Origin of the sequence: Brevibacillus humidisoli, from assembly GCF_020923435.1 — a bacterium.
GTDB classification, from domain to species: domain Bacteria; phylum Bacillota; class Bacilli; order Brevibacillales; family Brevibacillaceae; genus Brevibacillus_E; species Brevibacillus_E humidisoli.
On record NZ_CP087263.1, the window covers coordinates 1,114,435 to 1,130,915 of the forward strand.

A 16,481-nucleotide genomic window follows, 5' to 3' on the forward strand; every position below is an offset into this window, starting at 1 on the left:
AGCAAGCCAACAGTGAAGCCCTTTACGTACCCGTAAAGGGCCGTTCCTGCTCGATCATAAAATCTAGTGTGAAAACAAATCTTAAGCAGTGATAGACGATCATCAATAGATAAAGGAGTTGCTGGGATGAAAGCTGGCAGATGGTTCGCCTTTTCGCTGCTGGGCTTATTTGTGTTGGCGGCGGTGCTGGCCAACCTACTGAAGCCGGAATACGCCTACCTGCCGCCTACGGAAAAGGTGCTGAAAGCAGATAAGCCTGCCGGACAAGCAGTGGCAGCCAATCGCAGAGACGATGGACAAGTGGCGCTAGGAAGGCAAATGTTTTACCAGGAGACATTTGGAAATGAAGTGTTTCTTACAGACGTCATGGGACTTGTTGATGGTCCCTTCACCATTGCCAATGTGGCGAAAGCGATTGCAGGGCTTAGGGGTGAAGGGACAACCAACTTACAGGTCGAGTTGGCTGAAACCGTAACAGTGGGGGGGGAAACGTACCACAAGGGAACGAAAATCGACACAGGTATCGATGTACCAAAGGGAGCGTACGTTCCACTCGGGTTGCCGGTCAAATATGCCGAAGGTAAAGTAAAGGTAGGGATTAGCTGTGCTGCCTGTCACGCTACCGTCGACCCCACGACTAAGCTGGTTGTAGAAGGGGCACCAAACACCGATCTGAATGCAGGCTTGCTGCTGGCGCTGGCGACCAATTCTGCCGCTTACTTCACGCATGCTGATATTGACAACCTGAAGAAGTACATGGGTCGCTCGAAGCGGGACGTGGCAACGGCTGACGGTAGAACTGACTCGCTTCCCGACCCTGACTTGCTGGAGCAGGCGGTTGATTCCGCGTTTGCTAGTTGGGCGCCAGGAAACTTCGATTCCACGATCGATCTCGTTGCCAATCCCTCTCAGATTCCGGATTCTTTTACACGCGGGGATCACCCGTACGGCTGGAGCGGCTTTGCCGCAGCGGGACCGTTCAAGGGATTAAGTTCGTTTTCCAGCAATGTCCACGCCCAGAACTCTGATCCATTAGCCCAGGTAGAGGCAAGTCGTCCTTTATTCGGATTGGATAAAGAAGTGTATTTTGGGACAATCCTGCAGAGAGCTGCCAATCCGAAGTATCGGTTCGATCCGAACAGTGGCCAGAAACCATCCGTGTTTTTTGCTGCTGTCGATCCTACACCAGGTGTACCTGGAATAAACGAGATGATCAAACCACCTACATTCCCCAAAGTTTCAGCAGTTGCTCCAGACGGTTTATACGTCAGTTCACCTGGCTATCGCGTCGGCGAGCAAGTGAATGCAATGGCTGCTTGGCAGAACACGCTCGATCCACCCGCACCAAAAAGGAGTGGACAAGAGAAGGCGATTGCTCACGGCAGACAAGTATTCATCCGCGCTGGCTGCATTCGCTGTCACGCCGGGGGAGCGTTTACCAACAATCGGGTGATCCCGGCACCGGAGATCAAAACAGAACCGTCACGCGCCAAGGCTCTCAAAAAGACCGGTCTGATCTTTGCGAAAGAACCCATGCTGTATTCGACTGATACCCCCGTACCAGTCCCGGACAATGCGCGGGCAGTGAGGGTTCCTGTTGCCCATGCTGACCAAGAGCAGGCGAAGCTCTCCTTTGCCCATGGTGATTCTCCGGGAGGTTACAAGGTCCCGGGCTTGTTAGGACTCTACTGGACAGCACCGTATCTGCACGATGGCGGGGTAGCCGTCGGTCCCGACGCAAAACAGCATCTGGGCCTGTCCGGCACCATGCTAAAAGGGATTCAGCCTGATCCAGCCAACAGCTTGCGCGCATTAGTCGACAAACAGCTCCGCCAGCAAGTCGTCCAGGCCAACCGACGCTCTCCCCAGCTGCAAAAGACACATGCGCAGGGGATCGGACACGAGTTTTGGGTGGACGCCACGACTGGTTTCACCAGTGATGATCAGCAGGCACTGGTTCAATACCTGCTTTCACTTTCCGCAGTTGAGGAGGAAGGACAACGAAGTGGAAAATGATCGGACGATCGAATGTGCTACCTTGTCTCAACCGGTCAAACGGCAATTGGACGAGCAAGGTAGGAGCCGGAAGTTTTTTACGGATGCCCCTTTTTTAAAAGGGGTGTTTTTTTGCTTGAAGTTGTTCGATCGATTATCATGGAAATATTATCCTTGTCGCAACAGGTAGTAAAGAGAAGGGTGCAGGGGAGATAGGAGGAGAGTCTGATGATTGGGGCGTACATGCAACTGGCGCTTTCGATGGCCTTTGTTGGCGGCAATATAGCGATCGGCAAGATGATTGTGGAAGAAGTGCCGGTTTTCTTGTTTTCAGAGATCAGGTTTTTGATTGCATCAGCGATCTTGCTTCCGCTGTTGATGGCCCGGGGAGAGGGGCGATTCAAACTACCGCTGTCCGGATGGAAAGAGATGGGGTTGCAGGCCTTTTTCGGAGTGTTTTTGTTTAGCCTGTTTATGCTGTACGGGGTGCAGTATACCACAGCAACGGCAGCCGGGATTATCACCAGTACGGTACCTGCCTTTATCGCCCTGTTTTCGTTGTGGCTGCTGCGAGAGAAATTGACCCGAAATCGGATGTTTGCGATCTTGTTTTCCGTGCTCGGCATTGCCTTGATCACGTTTCAGGCAGGTGGAGTGGTACTGGATGCCGCTCAGATGCTGGGTAATCTCCTCGTGCTGCTCGCTGTGGCAGCGGAGGCGCTGTTTACCATATTCGCCAAACGGTTAGCCGGACAGGTGACGCCGTTCCAACTGGCGGCAGGGGTGAACCTGTTTGGACTGCTTTTCTTTTTGCCATTCGCTGTCTGGGAGTTTGTTTGGTTTGATCTCGGCAGTATTTCGGCGGCTGTCTGGGGAATGATTGCCTTTTACGCCGTTACAGCCAGTGTGCTCTCGTTTGTCCTGTGGTACTTTGGCGTAGGAAAAGTACCTGCATCCGTCGCCGGCCTGTTTACCGGAGTGATGCCGATCAGTGCTGCGCTAGTCTCTATTCTGTTTCTTGGGGAGCAGTTCCACTGGTTCCACGGAATCGGGATGATCCTTGTGCTGGCCGCTATTGTTGTCGGGACCCGGCAAAACGATCAGAGGGCATCGGTGGAGATGAGCTAATTCTCTATTTCCGCATGCGGGGGTAACGCAGCATGCTCGTGTCGTATAAAACCAAGCGGGATGGCTAATGGTAAAAGTGATACCTGATACCCGGAGGGAATAATCATGCCAAGACCAAACAACAAACGTCCCAACGATCAGCAGCGGTTGTCACAGGAATATCTTGCCAAGCAGCCGCAACCGGTGGAGGCTGGCAAAGAGATGTACACGGAACAAGTGAAGCCGATCGCTTCTGTTCAACGGAAAGAGACCACATAGCCTAAGCCCCCCGAAAAAGGACGCACTCTAGGCGTCCTTTTTCGTGCTATTGCCGGATTTTTTACAACTGCCTGCCTATCTTGCAGGGAAGAGGAGAATGGTATGCGTGAAATCATGCCGTTATGTTGGCTTCAGCTCGGGATTACGCAGGTTTTGGTTTAGTTGCCTCCCACTCTTTGTTACAATGGTGAGGCAAGCGAACGTTTGCCGAGCCAAGCGAGAAAGTGAGAGGCTGTATGAGAATCGATCCACAAATATTGGAAGCATTCCTGCGTGAGGTTCAACTGGAAAGCCCGTCGCCAGACGATCCGGTGATTGTTCGGCACACACCGGAGCCATGGGAACTGGTTGGTACCGGCAACTACGCTGGTGTATTCGGTCACCCCGATTACCCGGATGTAGTAGTGAAACTGTACGCTCCCGGTCGCCCGGGGATTGAGCAGGAGCGCGAAGTGTACCGAAAACTGGGTGAGTCACGCTACTTTCCTGTCTGCTATCAGACAGGTGACGATTACCTGGTGATCAAACGGATGAGGGGCATCTCCCTTTACGAGTGTGTTCTATACGGAATTCCGATTCCGCCACAGGTGATTCAGGATGTGGAGGATGCTCTGGATGAGGCACGCTCAAAAGGCTTGTTTCCCCACGATGTTCACGGTAAAAACGTGCTGATGTACCAGGGACGAGGCTATTTAATAGACGTCTCTGACTACTACAAACAGCAGGTGGATACCAAGTGGCGTGATCTTCGGCGGGCGTACTACAAGATCTACCTGCCGTTTTTAAAAGACCGCGGGTGGAAAATACGCCCTTGGCTGTTGGAAGCCGTTCGAAAAGGGTACCGCTACTACAGCAAGTTGAAGAGATGGTTGAAAAAGTAGGAAATCGGCGAAAAACCGCCTTGGTTGCCTGCGTCAGACGAGCTGTGATACAATGGCGGGTGTTCTTAGATTGGTAGAGATTAGGCAGCACATACGTTACAAACCGTGTGTGGAGGAGGACCAATAATTTGTACTACTACTTGATTGCTCTTGTTATCGTGGCTCTTGATCAATGGACCAAGTATCTGGTAGTCAGCAGAATGGAGTTAGGAGAATCAATCCCGCTGCTCCCTGACATCTTCCACCTCACCTCGCATCGCAATATGGGGGGCGCATTCGGCATCTTGCAGAATCAGCGAACGTTGTTCATCGTCATTACAGTAGTGGTGGTGATCGGCATCGTCGTCGCCCTTTACCGGATTGGCCGTAAACAGCCGCGCGTCTCGACGGCATTGGCCTTGGTGCTCGGAGGAGCAGTCGGCAACTTCATCGACCGTGTCACTACGGGAAAAGTGGTTGACTTCCTGGACTTTACCTTGATTAAGTTTCCGATCTTCAACATCGCTGATGCAGCGATCACGATCGGGGTTGCTCTGCTGTTGCTGGACGTCTTTCTCGATTCGCGGCGTACCCGGCGAGAAGCTTAAAAAACGTGAGACGACAGGAGTATGACCATGAGCGAACAAGCCTTGTTTGAACGACATGACTGGACCGTGGAGCGGACGAATCAGGGGGAGAGGATCGACAAGTTTATTACCGGGCAGCAGGAGGATTGGTCACGTTCCCAGGTACAGGCTTGGATCAAAGAAGGACGGGTAACTGTAAACGGCGATACCGTGAAAAGCAACTACAAGGTGGCAGAGGACGATGAAGTGACGCTGCGCGTCCCCCCACCGCGGGAGTTGGCGATTGAACCGGAGGCCATCCCTCTGCATATCGCCTACGAGGACAGCGATGTGATCGTCGTCAACAAACCGCGGGGGCTTGTGGTTCATCCGGCACCAGGACACTACAGCGGGACGCTGGTGAACGGACTATTGTACCACTGCAAGGATTTGTCGGGAATCAATGGTGTGCTCCGACCGGGTATTGTCCACCGCATCGACAAAGACACCTCCGGATTGTTGATGGCAGCCAAAAATGACAAAGCTCACCTCAGTTTGGCTGAGCAGTTAAAAGAACATACGGTGAACCGCAAGTATGTGGCTGTTGTTCACGGAGTGATTCCGCACGAGATGGGAACCATCGATGCCCCGATTGGCCGTGATCCCAAGAACCGGCAGCAGATGGCTGTTGTCTTTGAAAACAGCAAATCGGCTGTCACTCACTTTGTCGTACAGCACCGCTTCAAACAGCACACCTTGGTGGAGCTGAAGCTGGAAACGGGCCGTACCCACCAGATTCGCGTACATATGAAATACATCGGCTATCCGCTGGTGGGCGATCCCAAGTATGGACCGAAAAGCGATCTTGACTTTCCGGGACAGGCCCTGCACGCGGCAACACTTGGTTTTCGCCATCCACGCAGCGGTGAGTACCTCGAGTTTGAGGCACCGCTGCCCGATGATATGAAAAAATTGATCGCTGTTCTCAATCAATAAACAATTGACAGTGGTGTCGAAGCATGTCATAATGTCTGAAGGTGAATAGGTGCCTTTAAATCCAGTCCCGTGAGGCTGGCAAGGAGTACGGATACATGACGTAAGGATAAGGGAGACCTCTCTCTTTTTTTGCAAACCAAACGTCACAAGCTTCTTGTCGGTGGGCAGGAAGCTTTTTTTGTACCGGAATAGGGAACTCACCTCTGCAGAATGACTCCTGGTTCCGCATTGAGTAATCGAGGAAGGGGGGAGCGCTGTGAAAGAGAAAAGCGTGATTATGGACGAGGCTGCCATCCGTCGGGCTATGACCCGCATCGCCCATGAAATCCTGGAAAAAAACAAGGGAGTCAACGGCTGCCTCATCGTCGGAATCAAGACGCGCGGTGTCTACCTGGCGCAGCGGCTGGCAGAGAAAATCGAGCAGATCGAACATGTAAACGTGCCGGTCGGCGAACTGGATATTACACTGTATCGCGACGACCTGACACATAAAGCCGAGGATGCTGTCCTGCAGGGAGCGGCATTGCCGGAAGATATTAACGGCCGTACCGTAATTCTGGTTGACGATGTGCTCTATACCGGCCGCACGGTGAGGGCGGCGCTTGACGCTTTGATTGATCACGGACGGCCAAAGATGATCCAATTGGCCGTACTGGTGGACAGAGGCCACCGGGAACTTCCCATTCGCCCAGATTTCGTCGGCAAAAACGTACCGACCTCGCACAGTGAGATCGTGGCGGTACAGATGAGGGAAGTGGACGGCACCGATCGGGTGACGATCCGACAGGTGACAAGCAGGGAAGAGTAAATGATGAAATGACCCATATATCCTCTTTAACGCTGATCCCGTGAGGTCGGCAAGGGGAATCTTCTTTCTGACGGTCAGGGGACTGCCGCCGGGAAGAAGTGTGCCTCTTTGCGGACCCGCGAAGAGGCTTTTTTGTACGCAGCTTGCCAAAACATGAGATATGGAAAGAAGGGGTAATATGAAACAAAAGAACTTTATCGATGTTCATGAAGTGCCACCGATTCACCGCTTGCTGCCGCTTGGTGTCCAGCACTTGTTCGCAATGTTTGGAGCGACTGTCCTGGTGCCGATCCTGACTGGTCTGGACGTAGCTGTCGCTCTTCTTTCCAGCGGGCTGGGTACGCTTCTGTTCCTCTTTCTGACCAAAGGGAAAATCCCCAATTACGTTGGCTCTTCGTTTGCCTTTATCGGTCCGATCCTGACCGTAAGTGCCAGTCACGGAGTGGGCACGGCACTGCTTGGCTGCCTGCTGGCCGGCCTAGTCTACGTATTAGTCGCGGCGATTGTGATGAAAAGCGGCGTCAACTGGCTCAATCGCTTGCTGCCGCCAGTTGTCATCGCCTCTGTAATCGTGGTGATCGGGCTCAGCCTGGCGGGTACGGCTGTGGAAATGGCCACCATCGTCAAAGTTGACGGCAACCCGGTGATCTCACTCACTTCGGTCGAAATCTCACTGGTTACGATGCTGGTGACGGTGTTAGCCGCTGTTGTGCTGCGTGGCTTTTTCTCCCTGATTCCGATCCTGATCGGGATCGTCAGCGGTTACTTGTACGCACTGATCCGACATCCGGAACTGATCGACTGGGCTAGCGTAGTGAAGGCTGATTGGTTCATCTCGCCGATGGAGATGTGGAATCAACACCTCATGACAGGGGAGCTGCTGCATGCGATGAGCAGTCCCGGCGCCTGGCTGACTGCGTTGATTCTGGCACCGGTCGCGTTTGTGACATTGGCCGAACACCTGGGTCACCTGTTGGTCACCGGTCGGGTAATGGACCGCGATCTGCTGAAAGAGCCTGGTCTGCACCGCAGCCTGTTGGGTGATGGACTGGCTACCTCGTTGGCAGCTTTTCTTGGCGGACCTCCCAACACCACGTACGGAGAAAACATCGGTGTGCTGGCGATTACGCGTGTATACAGCCGAGCGGTCATCGCGCTGGCAGCAGTGCTCGCCATCTTGTTCGCCTTTGTCGGGAAAATCAGCGCCTTCTTGATGACGATTCCCACCCCTGTGCTTGGCGGTGTCTCGATCATCTTGTTTGGGATTATTGCGGCACAGGGTCTGCGCATGTACGTGGAAAACGGCGTCGACTTCGCTGACAAACGAAACATGATCATCGCCGCCGTAATCCTCGTAACCGGGATTGGCGGCTACAAGATCAGCTTCCAGGAAGCGACGATCTGGCAGTCTTTCCTGCCGAATCTAACGATTGACAACATCGCCCTCTCCACGTTTCTCGGGATGCTGCTGCATGCCGTGCTGCCAGGGAAGCAAATCCCGGCTGCCGAAGCGACACAATCGGAACGGCAAACGGCTTGATCTGATACAAACCTTTAAAACAGCCCTGCGAGGATGGCAAGGTTTGAGCGGGTTTACTCTGTTAGGCTGATGGCCACCAACATCGTGTCGGTGGCGAATGACACGCCCAACGGAACAAGCTTCTCATCCTTTGCCCCCGCGGCTGGATGAGAAGCTTTTTTCACCCAAACCAAAAGACCATCCTGGCATTCACCCGCCAGCCGAGCTGACGGGCAGCTCTAGACAGATCGATCACAGTACGGAAGGCGGAGGAAAAAATGGGGAATCACGTTCACTTGACCGGGATCAAAGAAATGACAGCAGAGAAAATCGAGAGCATCCTGCATCGCGCGGATCACTGGGCCCGGAAACCGGGAGAGCAGTCTGGCGCGTTGCGGGGACGATTTGTGGCCAACCTGTTTTTCGAACCAAGTACCCGTACCCGTTTCTCGTTTGAAGTAGCGGAAAAACGCCTGGGTGCCCATGTGCTCAACTTCGCTGCAGAGGCTTCTTCCACAACCAAAGGAGAGACGATCTACGACACCCTGCACACATTGGAAGCGATGGGTGTCGAGGCCGCCGTTATCCGCACCAGACACGACGGGCTGGTGCAGCATCTCTCCGACCAGGTAGGCATGTGCCTGATCAACGCGGGTGACGGTACGAACGAACACCCCACCCAGTGCCTGCTTGATCTTTTGACGATGAAGCAGCGATTTGACCGCATCGACGGTCTGCGTGTGGCGATCATCGGTGATATCCGACATAGTCGTGTCGCCGGATCCCACCTGCATGCCCTGCCGAGACTGGGAGCGGAACTGCTGCTGGCAGGGCCACCGTCCATGATGCCAAGTCAGGATCTCCTTCCAGCAGGAGTCAGGCAGGTTGAACTGGAGCAAGCAGTGGAGGAGGCCGATGTGGTGATGATGCTGCGGGTGCAACTGGAGAGGCACACCCATTCGCTGTTCACCAATGCTGATACGTACCATCAAGCGTATGGTCTTACCTTGGAACGGGCAGCGCGGATGAAGCCAGAAGCAGTAATCATGCACCCCGCACCGGTCAATCGGGGCGTCGAGATTCACAGTGACCTAGTAGAGTCGGAAAAGTCGCTGATCACCGCGCAAGTTAGCAACGGAGTGGCGGTCCGCATGGCTGTCCTGGAATACGTACTGAATGGGGGAGAGAAATCATGGGAATCTTGCTTGCAAACGGCCAACTTTTAGATGAATTCGGCAAGCTGATAAAAAAGGATGTCCTGGTTGAAGCAAATCGGATCGTACGGATTGCCGAGCGGATAGAGCCGGACGGACATGAGCAAATCGATCTGGACGGTCTGTTCCTGTCTGCCGGTTTGATCGATATGCACGTCCACCTGCGTGAACCTGGGTTTGAGGAGAAAGAGACGATCGCAACCGGTGCCGACGCTGCCGTGCGCGGTGGTTTTACCACGGTCGCCTGCATGCCCAATACCCGACCGGTCATCGACAACGTAGAAACGGTCCAGTATATCCTGCAACAGGCAAAAGCGGCGAAAAAAGCGCGTGTGCTGCCATACGGCGCGATTACCGTGCGTCAGTTGGGCCGAGAGTTGACCGACTTTGCTGCACTAAAAGAGACCGGGATCGCCGGTGTCACAGATGACGGAGTCGGGGTGCAGACCAGCGGAATGATGAAACAGGCGATGCTGCGAGCCAAAGAATGGGGGCTGCCGGTGATTGCTCACTGTGAGGACGAGTCGCTGCTCCCCGGTGGTGCTGCGCTGCACGACGGTGAGGTAGCGGCCCGCCATGGGCTGCCAGGCATCCCCTCTGAGTCGGAGTCGATTCACGTCGGGCGTGACATCTTGCTGGCTGAACAGACCGGTGTCCACTATCACGTCTGTCACATCAGTGCCAAGGAATCGGTTCGCTTGGTCCGCGACGGCAAACGGGCAGGCGTAAACGTGACGGCAGAGGTAACGCCTCATCACCTGCTGCTGTGTGACGAAGACATTCCGGACAGTCTGGATGCCCGGTGGAAGATGAATCCACCGCTTCGTTCGCGGGCAGATCGGGCTGCCCTGCTGGCTGGATTGAAGGACGGAACGATTGACATCATCGCGACCGACCACGCCCCTCACACGGAAGCAGAGAAAGCGAACAGCATCGACCGGGCGCCGTTTGGCATCGTCGGTTTGGAAACGGCTTTTCCGCTGCTGTATACCTATCTAGTGTTGAGTGGAGAGTTGACATTGGCGGAGCTGATTGACAAGATGACGGCCAAACCGGCTCGATTGTTTGGACTGCCGTATGGACGGCTTGCCGAAGGGGAAGTAGCTGATCTGGTAGCGATTGATCTTGAAAAGGAACGAGCCATTGATCCAGATTCATTTGCCAGCAAGGGGCGCAATACCCCGTTTGCCGGCTGGAAGTGCAAGGGCTGGCCAATGCTGACCATGGTAGACGGTGAGGTTGTCTGGCGACAATCATAAGCGATAGAAAAGAGGAGGAATCCCTATGCGTGCTAGATTACTACTCGAAGACGGGACAGAATGTGTGGGAACGGCCCTGGGGGCGGCTAGCGAACAGTTTGGCGAAGTGGTCTTCAACACCGGGCTCACAGGTTACCAGGAAGTGCTGTCCGATCCCTCCTACTGCGGTCAAATCGTGGTCATGACCTATCCATTGATCGGCAACTACGGGATCAACCGCGATGACTTTGAAGCAGTGCGGCCGTTCATCCACGGATTTGTCGTGCGCGAGCATTGCGACCTGCCGAGCAACTGGCGCAGTGCCAGCACGCTGGACGAACTGCTGAGGGAATATGAGATTCCCGGCATCGCCGGTGTCGATACTCGAATGCTGACGCGCAAGATCCGGCATCATGGAACGCTGCGCGGCCTGATTACAACGGCGGACACGCCAGCGGATGAACTTATCCATCAGATCAGACGTACGCCGCTGCTTACCGACCAGGTATCACGTGTCTCTACCAAGAGCGTCTTTAGCTGCCCGGGAAACGGGCCACGCGTTGTATTGGTTGACTTCGGGTCGAAGCACGGCATTTTGCGAGAGTTGACCAAACGCGGCTGCGACGTCGTCGTTGTCCCTTACGATGTGACGGCAGAAGAGATACGGCGGATTCGGCCAGATGGCGTCCTGCTCTCCAATGGCCCCGGCGACCCGAAAGACGTGCCGGAAGCGATCCATATGATACGCGACCTGCTTGGCGAATACCCGCTGTTTGGCATCTGCCTGGGGCATCAGCTGTTTGCGCTGGCGTCTGGAGCCAACACCGAGAAGATGAAGTTCGGCCATCGCGGCGGCAATCATCCGGTGAAAGAGCTGACCAGCGGACGGACGTACATCACATCGCAAAACCATGGCTATGCAGTCACAAGTGAATCGATCGTCGGAACCGGATTGGAGATCACGCACATCGCGCTGAACGATGGAACCATCGAAGGACTGCGTGACCTGAACAGACGCGCCTTTTCCGTCCAGTATCATCCAGAAGCAGCACCCGGTCCGTACGATTCCGGATACCTGTTCGACCAGTTTTTAGAGTTAATTGCAAGCACAAAGGGGGCAAACGCGTATGCCAAAACAACCTGATCTGAAAAAAATTCTCGTCATCGGCTCCGGGCCGATCGTGATCGGGCAGGCGGCTGAGTTCGACTACGCCGGGACGCAGGCCTGCCAGGCGCTGAAAGAAGAGGGATTGGAAGTCGTGCTGATCAATTCTAATCCGGCGACGATCATGACCGATACCAACATGGCCGACAAAGTGTACATCGAACCGATCACGCCTGAGTTTGTAGCACGGGTGATCCGTCAGGAGAAACCGGATGGGCTGCTCCCGACGCTTGGCGGGCAGACTGGGTTGAACATGGCCGTACAATTGGCTGAAGCTGGTGTGCTGGAAGCGGAAAACGTCCGACTGCTCGGGACCAATCTCGATTCAATCAAACAGGCGGAAGACCGTGACCTGTTCCGTGCCCTGATGAACGAGCTGGGAGAACCGACCCCTGAATCGACCATTGTCACCACGGTAGATGAGGCGGTTCAGTTTGCCCAGGAGATAGGGTATCCAGTCATTGTGCGTCCTGCCTACACACTAGGAGGGACCGGCGGCGGGATCTGTGACGACGAGGAGAGCCTGCGGGAGATTGTGGCCAATGGATTAAAGTACTCGCCGATCACCCAGTGCCTGATCGAGAAAAGCATCGCCGGCATGAAAGAGGTCGAATACGAAGTGATGCGCGACGCCAACGATAACTGCATCGTCGTCTGCAATATGGAAAATATCGACCCCGTCGGTGTTCACACCGGGGACAGCATCGTCGTAGCTCCCAGTCAGACGCTGTCTGACCGCGAGTACCAGATGCTTCGCTCTTCGGCGCTCAACATCATCCGTGCGCTTGAGATTGAGGGCGGCTGCAACGTGCAGTACGCACTCGACCCGCACAGCTTCCAATACTACGTGATCGAAGTAAACCCGCGTGTCAGCCGTTCCTCCGCCCTGGCTTCCAAAGCAACCGGCTACCCGATCGCCAAGATGGCGGCCAAGATCGCGATCGGTTATACTCTGGATGAGTTGAAAAACCCGGTGACCGGACAAACGTATGCTTGCTTTGAGCCGACGCTTGATTATGTGGTCAGCAAAATCCCGCGCTGGCCGTTTGACAAGTTCCACGCTGCCAATCGCCGCCTGGGCACACAGATGAAGGCGACAGGGGAAGTGATGGCAATTGGCCGCACGTTTGAAGAGTCGCTGATGAAAGCGGTCCGTTCATTGGAGGTAGGAACCTACCATCTGGAGTTGGATACGGCGGCAGCGCTACCTGACGAGGCATTGGATCACCGCCTGAAAGTACCGGACGACGAGCGACTGTTCTTGGTCGCAGAAGCGCTTCGACGAGGCCGCACAATCGAGCAGTTGCACGAATTAACCCGGATTGACCTGTTTTTCCTGCACAAGCTGGAGAAAATCGTCCATTTGGAGCAAGAGCTGGCGTCGGAGGGGTTTTCGCCGGAGCGCCTGTACGAAGCAAAACGGATCGGCTTTACAGATCGCAAAGTGGCCGAGTTGAGCGGACGGACAGAAGAGGAGATTCGCCGTCTGCGTAAAGAAAACGGCTTGGTGCCGGTCTATAAAATGGTGGATACCTGCGCAGCCGAGTTCGAGGCCCAGACACCCTACTATTACTCCACCTACGAGCAAGAAGATGAACGGATGGAAACGGGTAAAAAACGAATCATCGTACTAGGCTCAGGACCGATTCGGATCGGTCAGGGAATCGAGTTTGACTACGCCACCGTTCACGCCGTCTGGGCGATCAAGGAAGCGGGATATGAGGCAGTGATTATCAACAACAACCCGGAGACGGTTTCTACTGACTTCAGCACTTCTGACCGACTCTATTTCGAACCGCTCTACCTGGAAGATGTGATGAACATCATCGACAAGGAGCAGCCAGAGGGTGTCATCGTCCAGTTTGGCGGTCAAACGGCGATCAATCTGGCCGACAAACTGGCTCAGCGCGGTGTGCGTATCCTTGGCACCAGTCTGGAAAATATCGATGCTGCCGAGAATCGTGAAAAGTTTGAGGCGCTGCTGCGCAGTCTCGACCTGGCTCAGCCCCCTGGCAAAACCGTTACCTCTGTGAAAGAGGCGGTGGGGGCAGCGGAGCAACTCGGTTTCCCTGTCCTGGTTCGGCCTTCTTACGTCCTGGGCGGCCGGGCGATGGAGATCGTCTACAATCAGGAGGAACTGCTCGCCTATATGGAGCAGGCAGTCAAGGTAAATCCGGAGCATCCGGTCCTGATCGATCGGTATATGCTTGGCGTTGAAGCGGAAGTGGATGCGATCTGTGACGGTGAAAACGTGCTGATCCCGGGCATTATGGAGCACATCGAACGGGCCGGGGTCCACTCTGGCGACTCGATCGCCGTCTACCCGCCGCAGACGCTGACGGAAGCGATCAAGCGGGAACTGGTGGAGATGACGACCAAGCTGGCTCTTGCACTGGAAATCAACGGGCTTCTCAACATCCAGTTCGTCATCTACAACAATCGACCGTACGTGATCGAGGTCAATCCACGCTCCTCACGCACCGTTCCGTTTTTATCCAAGGTAACCGGGATTCCAATGGCTAACATTGCAACCAAAGCCATTCTTGGACACACCATCACCGAACAAGGTTTCCAGCCCGGGTTGCATCCGGAAGAAGCGATGGTCTCGGTAAAAGTTCCTGTCTTCTCCTTTACCAAACTGCGCCGCCTCGACATTACCTTAGGCCCGGAGATGAAATCGACTGGTGAGGTGATGGGACGCGAGCGTACGCTGGCCAAAGCATTGTACAAAGGACTGGTTGCCGCCGGAATGAACATTCCAACTCACGGCAGGCTGCTGGTCACCGTAGCGGACAAGGACAAGGCGGAGACCCTGGAGATTGTCAGTCGCTTCCATAGCCTTGGATTCAAGCTGGTCGCCACATCCGGTACAGCCGATTACTTGGAAAAGGCCGGATTTAGCGTTGACCGCGTGCAGAAATTGTCAGAGGGTACACCAAACCTGTTGGACGAGATCCGCACCGGCAAGGTAAATATCGTGCTTAACACGCTGACCAAGGGCAAGACACCAGCGCGTGACGGGTTCCGCATACGCCGGGAAGCAGTAGAGAACGGCGCTGTCTGTCTCACCTCGCTGGATACGGCCAAGGCGCTGCTGCACGTGCTGGAGACGATTACCTTTTCCACGGAATCCATGCCTGAACAGCGAACTGGCAAGCTGGTTGTGACCAGTTCTTAAAATAGGGCGAAAAACACTCAGGATAGTGGGGGTGCTCGACACAGCCCGCACCTGGGTTCCGTTTTCAAGACATAGAAAGAAGAGGTGGTCAGCCGATGGAGAATGTAAAAAGCCGCATCATCCTCGCTCTGGACTTTCCTGCCGAAGATGAGATGAACCGCTGCCTGTCTGCTCTGCAGGGCGAGCTCGAATACGTAAAGGTGGGCATGGAGTTGTTTTATGCAGCCGGCCCTAGCATTGTCTACGCGTTAAAGGAACGAGGGCTCAAAGTGTTTGTCGACTTGAAGGTGCATGACATCCCCAACACGGCGCGAGGAGCAATGAACAGCTTGGCCCGCCTGGGTGCTGACATGGTTAATGTGCACGTCGCCGGAGGACGGGCGATGATGGAAGCAGCACGCGAAGGACTGGAGGCGGGAGCGCCTGCAGGCTCCACCCGCCCGCTCTTGATTGGGGTGACGATGCTGACCAGTACCAGCAGGCAGACGATGAACGAGCAGCTGTTGATTCCTGGACAGGTGGAAGAGGTCGTTGTCGGATATGCCCAACTGGCAAAAGAGGCAGGAATGGACGGGGTCGTGGCCTCACCGTTGGAAGTGCCGCTGGTTAAGCAGGCAGCCGGCACCGCATTTCAGACGGTAACCCCGGGGATTCGACCGTCCGGCTCTGCACGCGGCGACCAGACACGGGTAACGACGCCGGAGGAAGCGTTTCGACTGGGCAGTGATTACATCGTCGTCGGCCGAGCGGTCACGGCTGCAGAGGAGCCTCGTGCCGCCTGGCAAGCCATGCTGACCGCACTGCAGAACAGCACCACAGAGCAGGGGACACCAACAGGAGGGAAACGATGAACAAAGAGACGATATCTTTAGCCAAACAGATTGCCGCTGAGCTGCTGCGGATTGGGGCGGTTCACTTGCGTCCGGATCAGCCGTTTGTCTGGACATCGGGGCTAAAATCACCGATCTACTGTGATAATCGGATCACGATGTCCCATCCTGATGTGCGTCGCCAGATCACAGACGGGTTCGTCAGGGTGATCCGTTCTCGCTACCCGCAGGCTGACCTGGTTGCCGGGACTGCTACTGCCGGTATCCCGCATGCAGCCTGGGTGGCGGATCGGATGGAACTGCCGATGATTTATGTACGTGACAAGGCAAAAGGACACGGCCGGCAAAATCAGATCGAAGGGGAACTGACGCCTGGAAAAAAAGTAGTCGTGATCGAGGATCTGATCTCCACCGGCGGCAGTTCGCTAAAGGCCGCCCAAGCCGTTCAAGCTGAGGGTGGGGTTGTGCTGGGAGTGGTGGCGATCTTTTCCTATCAATTCCCCAAGGCTGAGGCCTTGTTTCGCGACGCGGGGATTGAGATGACGACACTCTCCGGATATACCGCATTGCTTGAAGCAGCCAAGGAACAGCAGGTGATTACGGCAGAACAAGAGAGGCTGCTTGCCGCCTGGAGGGAAACTCCCGAGACGTTTTTCTCCTAAATGGAAATCCCTCGGACTACCGGTTTCGGTAGTCCGAGGGATTTTTAGAAAACAATCTCCTTGT

The 16,481-nt window shown here is 54.9% G+C and carries 14 protein-coding genes; all 14 read left to right on the forward strand.

The genetic code is table 11. The features are described 5' to 3' along the window. The first annotated feature begins 126 nt into the window (after positions 1–126). Positions 127–2,016 (forward strand): electron transport protein, encoded by a 1,890-nt coding sequence (locus tag LOK74_RS05490; RefSeq protein WP_230045580.1) that lies wholly within the window; start codon positions 127–129, stop codon positions 2,014–2,016. 207 nt (positions 2,017–2,223) lie between these two features. Continuing rightward, positions 2,224–3,123, forward strand: coding sequence for a DMT family transporter (locus tag LOK74_RS05495; protein ID WP_230045581.1), 900 nt, complete (start codon positions 2,224–2,226; stop codon positions 3,121–3,123). Positions 3,124–3,228: 105 nt separating this feature from the next. After that, positions 3,229–3,381, forward strand: coding sequence for a hypothetical protein (locus LOK74_RS05500; RefSeq protein WP_230045582.1), 153 nt, complete (start codon positions 3,229–3,231; stop codon positions 3,379–3,381). Positions 3,382–3,617: 236 nt separating this feature from the next. Next, positions 3,618–4,262 (forward strand): serine/threonine protein kinase, encoded by a 645-nt coding sequence (locus LOK74_RS05505; RefSeq protein WP_230045583.1) that lies wholly within the window; start codon positions 3,618–3,620, stop codon positions 4,260–4,262. 128 nt (positions 4,263–4,390) lie between these two features. Beyond that, positions 4,391–4,849 (forward strand): signal peptidase II, encoded by a 459-nt coding sequence (gene lspA / locus LOK74_RS05510; RefSeq protein WP_230045584.1) that lies wholly within the window; start codon positions 4,391–4,393, stop codon positions 4,847–4,849. A 27-nt stretch (positions 4,850–4,876) separates the two neighbouring features. Then, positions 4,877–5,803 (forward strand): RluA family pseudouridine synthase, encoded by a 927-nt coding sequence (locus tag LOK74_RS05515; RefSeq protein WP_230045585.1) that lies wholly within the window; start codon positions 4,877–4,879, stop codon positions 5,801–5,803. 256 nt (positions 5,804–6,059) lie between these two features. After that, positions 6,060–6,611, forward strand: a complete 552-nt coding sequence (pyrR, locus tag LOK74_RS05520) for a bifunctional pyr operon transcriptional regulator/uracil phosphoribosyltransferase PyrR (protein WP_230045586.1) — start codon at positions 6,060–6,062, stop codon at positions 6,609–6,611. A 178-nt stretch (positions 6,612–6,789) separates the two neighbouring features. Continuing rightward, positions 6,790–8,151 (forward strand): solute carrier family 23 protein, encoded by a 1,362-nt coding sequence (locus LOK74_RS05525; protein ID WP_230045587.1) that lies wholly within the window; start codon positions 6,790–6,792, stop codon positions 8,149–8,151. 257 nt (positions 8,152–8,408) lie between these two features. Further along, complete coding sequence (locus LOK74_RS05530; protein WP_230045588.1) at positions 8,409–9,356, forward strand: aspartate carbamoyltransferase catalytic subunit; 948 nt, start codon at positions 8,409–8,411, stop codon at positions 9,354–9,356. Beyond that, entirely contained in the window at positions 9,323–10,603 is a 1,281-nt protein-coding gene (locus LOK74_RS05535; protein ID WP_230045589.1) for a dihydroorotase, read from the forward strand. The genes LOK74_RS05530 and LOK74_RS05535 overlap by 34 nt, the downstream gene beginning before the upstream one ends. A 25-nt stretch (positions 10,604–10,628) precedes the next feature. Next, on the forward strand, positions 10,629–11,726 hold the full coding sequence (gene carA, locus LOK74_RS05540) for a glutamine-hydrolyzing carbamoyl-phosphate synthase small subunit (protein WP_230045590.1): 1,098 nt from the start codon (positions 10,629–10,631) through the stop codon (positions 11,724–11,726). After that, positions 11,710–14,925, forward strand: a complete 3,216-nt coding sequence (gene carB / locus LOK74_RS05545) for a carbamoyl-phosphate synthase large subunit (protein ID WP_230045591.1) — start codon at positions 11,710–11,712, stop codon at positions 14,923–14,925. The genes carA and carB overlap by 17 nt, the downstream gene beginning before the upstream one ends. 95 nt (positions 14,926–15,020) lie before the next feature. Further along, positions 15,021–15,776: an orotidine-5'-phosphate decarboxylase gene (gene pyrF, locus LOK74_RS05550; RefSeq protein WP_230045592.1), complete on the forward strand. Its 756-nt coding sequence runs from the start codon at positions 15,021–15,023 to the stop codon at positions 15,774–15,776. Continuing rightward, positions 15,773–16,417 carry an orotate phosphoribosyltransferase gene (pyrE, locus tag LOK74_RS05555; protein ID WP_230045593.1) on the forward strand — a complete coding sequence of 215 codons (645 nt, stop codon included), beginning with the start codon at positions 15,773–15,775 and terminating at the stop codon, positions 16,415–16,417. Before pyrF ends, pyrE begins: the two co-directional genes overlap by 4 nt. Positions 16,418–16,481: the final 64 nt, after the last annotated feature.